The organism is Yersinia similis, from assembly GCF_001053095.1.
Lineage (GTDB): Bacteria > Pseudomonadota > Gammaproteobacteria > Enterobacterales > Enterobacteriaceae > Yersinia > Yersinia similis.
This window is the reverse complement of record NZ_CGBP01000063.1, coordinates 1-4,191: the sequence shown is the minus strand read 5'-3', so window position 1 is coordinate 4,191 and position 4,191 is coordinate 1. Positions and strand designations below refer to the sequence as shown.

The window sequence follows — 4,191 nt, the reverse complement described above, 5'->3', positions numbered from 1 at the left end:
GATAAATAAGATAGCGTTTTTGCTGGCCTTTCATACACCAGTCAGCACCGATTTTAGGATTGAGATTGAGATTGAGATCGATATCCACTTCATCTTCATAAAATACCGGAATCAGTTTAGTGCGTCTGAACTTTTTGCGCAGGAGTGCCTTGCTTGATTGATCTTGGCAATGGACATGGAACGAATGCTCGCCAAGATCGATACCGATGAGCGTAACGTTTTGCATGATGATCCCTTCCAAAGAAAACACCCTGTCAGCTTACCGCTCACAGGGTGGGGGTGACCATCTTATTAACCGCCTCCTAAGAAGCGGTTTCATCAGTGAATAGAAGCAGTCATACCCAAGAGGTATCGCTTATTCGCCTGGATTACGGCTACGACCGCGAGACGATGGGCCTGCCGGGCGGCGTTGACCATCAGCCTGGCTGCGTGGGCGGCTGTTGCGGCTATCACCGCGACCTGCTGCACCGCCTCCATTCTGCGGACGACCCGCACTGCTACCACGGCCCATGCCCGGACGTTGTGCGCCACGGCCCTGACGGCCATTTTGAATCGGATCGGCTTTAATGCTTAGATCCGGCTCATAACCATCAAGTGCGATACGTGGAATTTCACGTTTTAATAAACGCTCAATATCACGCAGCAGTTTATGTTCATCGACACAAACCAGTGAAATCGCTTCCCCGGTTCGTTCCGCGCGGCCAGTACGGCCAATACGGTGAACGTAATCTTCCGGAACGTTTGGCAATTCATAGTTAACCACGTGTGGTAACTGGTCGATATCCAGACCACGGGCAGCGATATCCGTCGCCACCAGCACACGGATTTTACCGTCTTTAAAATCAGCCAGTGCACGAGTACGTGCGCCCTGACTCTTATTACCGTGGATCGCCGCCGCAGTAATACCGTCTTTATTCAACTGTTCAGCTAAATGGTTCGCGCCATGCTTCGTGCGGTTAAACACCAGCACTTGCTGCCAGTTACCTTCACCAATCATCTGAGACAACAACTCACGCTTACGGTTTTTATCGACAAAGTGAACGCTTTGGGCGATCTGCTCTGACGCCGTATTACGGCAAGCAACTTCAACAGAGGCTGGGTTGTGCAACAATTTGCTGGCCAGCCCTTTAATCTCATCAGAGAAGGTGGCAGAGAACAGCAAATTCTGACGTTTAGCCGGTAATTTGGCTAATACACGGCGGATATCGTGAATAAAGCCCATATCCAACATACGGTCCGCTTCGTCCAAGACCAAAATTTCAATTTTGGACAAATCAACCGCGTTTTGATGTTCCAGATCCAGTAAACGGCCAGGTGTCGCGACTAAAATATCGACGCCACCACGCAATATCACCATCATAGTCGTGCAATTGCATCAGTAACTGCACAAGATAAGGCGGGAGTTCATGCTCTGCCAGCACGACTGAAAGCCGCTTAATCACTGCGGTACCAATCGGCATGCTGATGCCAAATTCCAACAAAAAAGCATGCATCTGGTTGGTGGTTTTGACCTTACCCCTGATGAGTGATTCTCTGACACGATGTAGCGCTCTCATCGCCTGCTGAACCTCGGTTCTCGGCTGCACAAAACGCATGGAAGGTCGTGATGCAGCTTCGTATATGGCTTCGGCATCAACGAAATCGTTCTTGTTGCTTTTAACAAACGGACGGACAAACTGCGGAGAAATAAGTTTTGCCTCATGGCCTAAATCAGCGATGCGGCGAGCCATCATGAAGTGCGCACCAGCACAGGCTTCCATGACAAAAGTAGTCGACGGGTGAGAGGCTAAAAACTCCATCAGTTTAGTGCGTGTGAACTTTTTGCGCAGAAGTGCCTTGCCTGATTGATTGACTGATCTTGACAATGGACATGGACATGGAACGAATGCTCGCCAAGATCGATACCGATGAGCGTAACGTTTTGCATGATGATCCCTTCCAAAGAAAACACCCTGTCAGCTTACCGCTCACAAGGTGGGAGTGACCATCTTATTAACCGCTCTGTTGGCGGCTTCAAACACAATACCGATTAATGGAATGGATAGTTTGCTGGAATGAGACGGCGTTTATCTGGCCGTACTCGTACCGGAAGAACCATCTTGGCCGCTAGCGCCACCTCGACCGCCTGATCCTCCACTTCCCCCTCCCCATCCAGCATCACCACCGCGACCACCATTTCCAGAACCATCTCCATTTCCCCCTCGTCCCCCATTTCCCCCGTTATTACCTCCCGAACCACCATGCCCGCCGTTTCCATTACTGTCGGTTCCTGCATTTCCTCCGTTTCCACCATTACCACTATTAGATCCATCCCCCCCCATTACCCCCATTACCATTTGCTGCATATACAGCTGTAGGCACTGTAGATAAAATAGTTGTTATGAGTGGTAAAGAACACATGGAAAATAGAGACGACATTAAGACGTAATTAACTATTCTCATATTTACCTCTGACTTTATTATTAAGTAAGACCACTGTTACCTGCATTACCGCCATCCCCACCTTGTCCTCCTGAAGAATTGCTGCCACTACCTCCATTACCACCAACCCCACCATTTCCACCTGAGGAGCCGCGTCCACCAGAGTTGCCCCCATTTCCTCCGGCTCCACCATGAGAGTTTTGACCAGAACCTGCGTTGCCGCCATGACCTCCGTTTCCTCCGCCTACTCCATTTCCCCCATTTCCTCCGGCTCCACCATCCCCAACCGTTTTTATCAAGTTATGGGAATATATATTTAATACTGCTTCTGAAGATAAAGAGATGCCTAATAGAACAGTGAATATTAATTTACTTAATAAATATTTATCCATTCCCTCCATTCCCTCCATTCCCGCCGGAGTCACCATTGGTAGCACCATTGCCGCCATTACCACCATTTCCACCCGAAGCATTATTCGCTGCGCCATTCCCCCCATTTCCACCCGAGCCATTATTAATATGTAGAGTGCCTTGACCGCCGTTCCCTCCATTTTTACAATTTGAGTCTGGTAATCCATCAAGGCCATTCTCACCTGGCTTACCGTCCAATGCAGAGCAGTTAATCGATTTGACTATATTCTGCATAGCTGATGCTGATAAGCATAATAAACAGGATAAACTTAACAATAATAATGTTTTCGAACTGATAATTGCATTCATAGTGCCTCCATATTAATTGCGTCGATATTTTACTCATCTTACAATATTAGGCTTGGCCACTTCCGTTACCATTACCTGTCCCATTATTACTTCCACTACCATTACCACTGCCGCTTCCACTTCCAGAATTTCCCCCATCACCACCACGGCCTCCTGCGCCACCATTGGAATTACGCCCCCCACCTCCATTGCCACCGTTGCCTCCTGAGCCGCCATTGGCTGTAACAAGTTCATGTGAATATACTGAATTCGATTTTATGTCAGATTTAATTTTGTTCTCTTGATTAACTTGTGATGAGGCGATTGATATCGTGGAAAATGATATTAAAGATAATGTTATTAATAGGGTTTTTTTATTCATATAATATACCTTGGATTATAAGTTATCCCTCGCCTTAATATGCAGAGGCCGGAGCAATATACTCTCGAATAACCACATTAACCGAGAAACACTAAAATAAAAAGATTAATTATAAATAAATTTATTTTATATGGGTTTTTATAATCAATATTAATTAACCATTAAATAATGTATTTTAAACAAATTATTAATGAGGAGGTTTATAATTTAATTTAACCATTTATATATAATTGAATTCCCTCAAGCTATTGCCCCCCCTCTATCATAAAATGTTTTTACTATTTTGGTAAACATGTATGTTTCTCAAGTAATAAATAGCTTTTCATACTACCTCTACACCCTTGCTTCTCCAGGCAGGTTTCCGGGGAAAGGTGAAGCCACCGCCATAAATTGCTTCATTTTTATCAGTAATTACCACGTATAACGACATTGATAGTTACGAGTGATGGTTTCGTGCAGTGATAACCAAAGCAACTCTATTTTATTTAACCATGGTGAATATGTCTGTAAAAACAACAACTTAAACTTTTGGTTTTCCTGTAACCAGTCTTCTACTTTACGGCTTTTGTGTATGACATAATCCTCCAGGATTAATGTGATAATTTCAGCTCGCCGACAGGTTGGCCTCAGTTTTTCCAACATATTGATAAATAAGATAGCGTTTTTGCTGGCCTTTCATACACCAGTCA

The 4,191-nt window shown here is 45.4% G+C and carries 5 protein-coding genes and 4 pseudogenes; 1 reads left to right on the top strand and 8 read right to left on the bottom strand.

The genetic code is table 11. The features are described 5' to 3' along the window. From AC971_RS25420 to AC971_RS21170, 3 pseudogenes are all read right to left on the bottom strand, one after another. Positions 1 to 226: pseudogene (locus AC971_RS25420) on the bottom strand (hypothetical protein); the annotation flags it as partial. A 129-nt stretch (positions 227 to 355) separates the two neighbouring features. Beyond that, a pseudogene (locus AC971_RS21175) lies at positions 356 to 1,357 on the bottom strand (helicase-related protein); the annotation flags it as partial. 7 nt (positions 1,358 to 1,364) lie between these two features. After that, positions 1,365 to 1,927, bottom strand: a pseudogene (locus tag AC971_RS21170) (IS110 family RNA-guided transposase); the annotation flags it as partial. Between AC971_RS21170 and AC971_RS25540 the strand changes: the two are divergent. Continuing rightward, complete coding sequence (locus AC971_RS25540; protein WP_258953904.1) at positions 1,908 to 2,033, top strand: hypothetical protein; 126 nt, start codon at positions 1,908 to 1,910, stop codon at positions 2,031 to 2,033. The pseudogene AC971_RS21170 and the gene AC971_RS25540 overlap by 20 nt on opposite strands. On the opposite strand, the gene AC971_RS21165 is transcribed toward AC971_RS25540, so the two are convergent. The 5 genes and pseudogenes from AC971_RS21165 to AC971_RS23705 form a co-directional block, all read right to left on the bottom strand. Then, the gene (locus AC971_RS21165) at positions 2,030 to 2,311 is read right to left on the bottom strand and encodes a hypothetical protein (protein ID WP_048677893.1); all 282 of its coding nucleotides are present in this window, start codon (positions 2,309 to 2,311) and stop codon (positions 2,030 to 2,032) included. The two genes, AC971_RS25540 and AC971_RS21165, sit on opposite strands and share 4 nt — an antisense overlap. A 151-nt stretch (positions 2,312 to 2,462) precedes the next feature. Beyond that, the gene (locus AC971_RS24530) at positions 2,463 to 2,813 is read right to left on the bottom strand and encodes a hypothetical protein (protein WP_155410833.1); all 351 of its coding nucleotides are present in this window, start codon (positions 2,811 to 2,813) and stop codon (positions 2,463 to 2,465) included. Then, entirely contained in the window at positions 2,806 to 3,066 is a 261-nt protein-coding gene (locus AC971_RS21155) for a hypothetical protein (RefSeq protein WP_230679743.1), read from the bottom strand. The genes AC971_RS24530 and AC971_RS21155 overlap by 8 nt, the downstream gene beginning before the upstream one ends. 108 nt (positions 3,067 to 3,174) lie before the next feature. Beyond that, positions 3,175 to 3,375: a hypothetical protein gene (locus tag AC971_RS21150; protein ID WP_048677891.1), complete on the bottom strand. Its 201-nt coding sequence runs from the start codon at positions 3,373 to 3,375 to the stop codon at positions 3,175 to 3,177. Positions 3,376 to 3,835: 460 nt separating this feature from the next. Further along, positions 3,836 to 4,171: pseudogene (locus AC971_RS23705) on the bottom strand (transposase); the annotation flags it as partial. Between the last annotated feature and the right edge of the window lie 20 nt (positions 4,172 to 4,191).

Coding starts and splice junctions, on each gene's coding strand:
- AC971_RS25540 (WP_258953904.1), top strand. CDS start 1,908: ATGAGCGTAACGTTTTGCATGATGATCCCTTCCAAAGAAAACACCCTG.
- AC971_RS21165 (WP_048677893.1), bottom strand. CDS start 2,311: ATGGATCTAATAGTGGTAATGGTGGAAACGGAGGAAATGCAGGAACCG.
- AC971_RS24530 (WP_155410833.1), bottom strand. CDS start 2,813: ATGGATAAATATTTATTAAGTAAATTAATATTCACTGTTCTATTAGGC.
- AC971_RS21155 (WP_230679743.1), bottom strand. CDS start 3,066: ATGCAGAATATAGTCAAATCGATTAACTGCTCTGCATTGGACGGTAAG.
- AC971_RS21150 (WP_048677891.1), bottom strand. CDS start 3,375: ATGAACTTGTTACAGCCAATGGCGGCTCAGGAGGCAACGGTGGCAATG.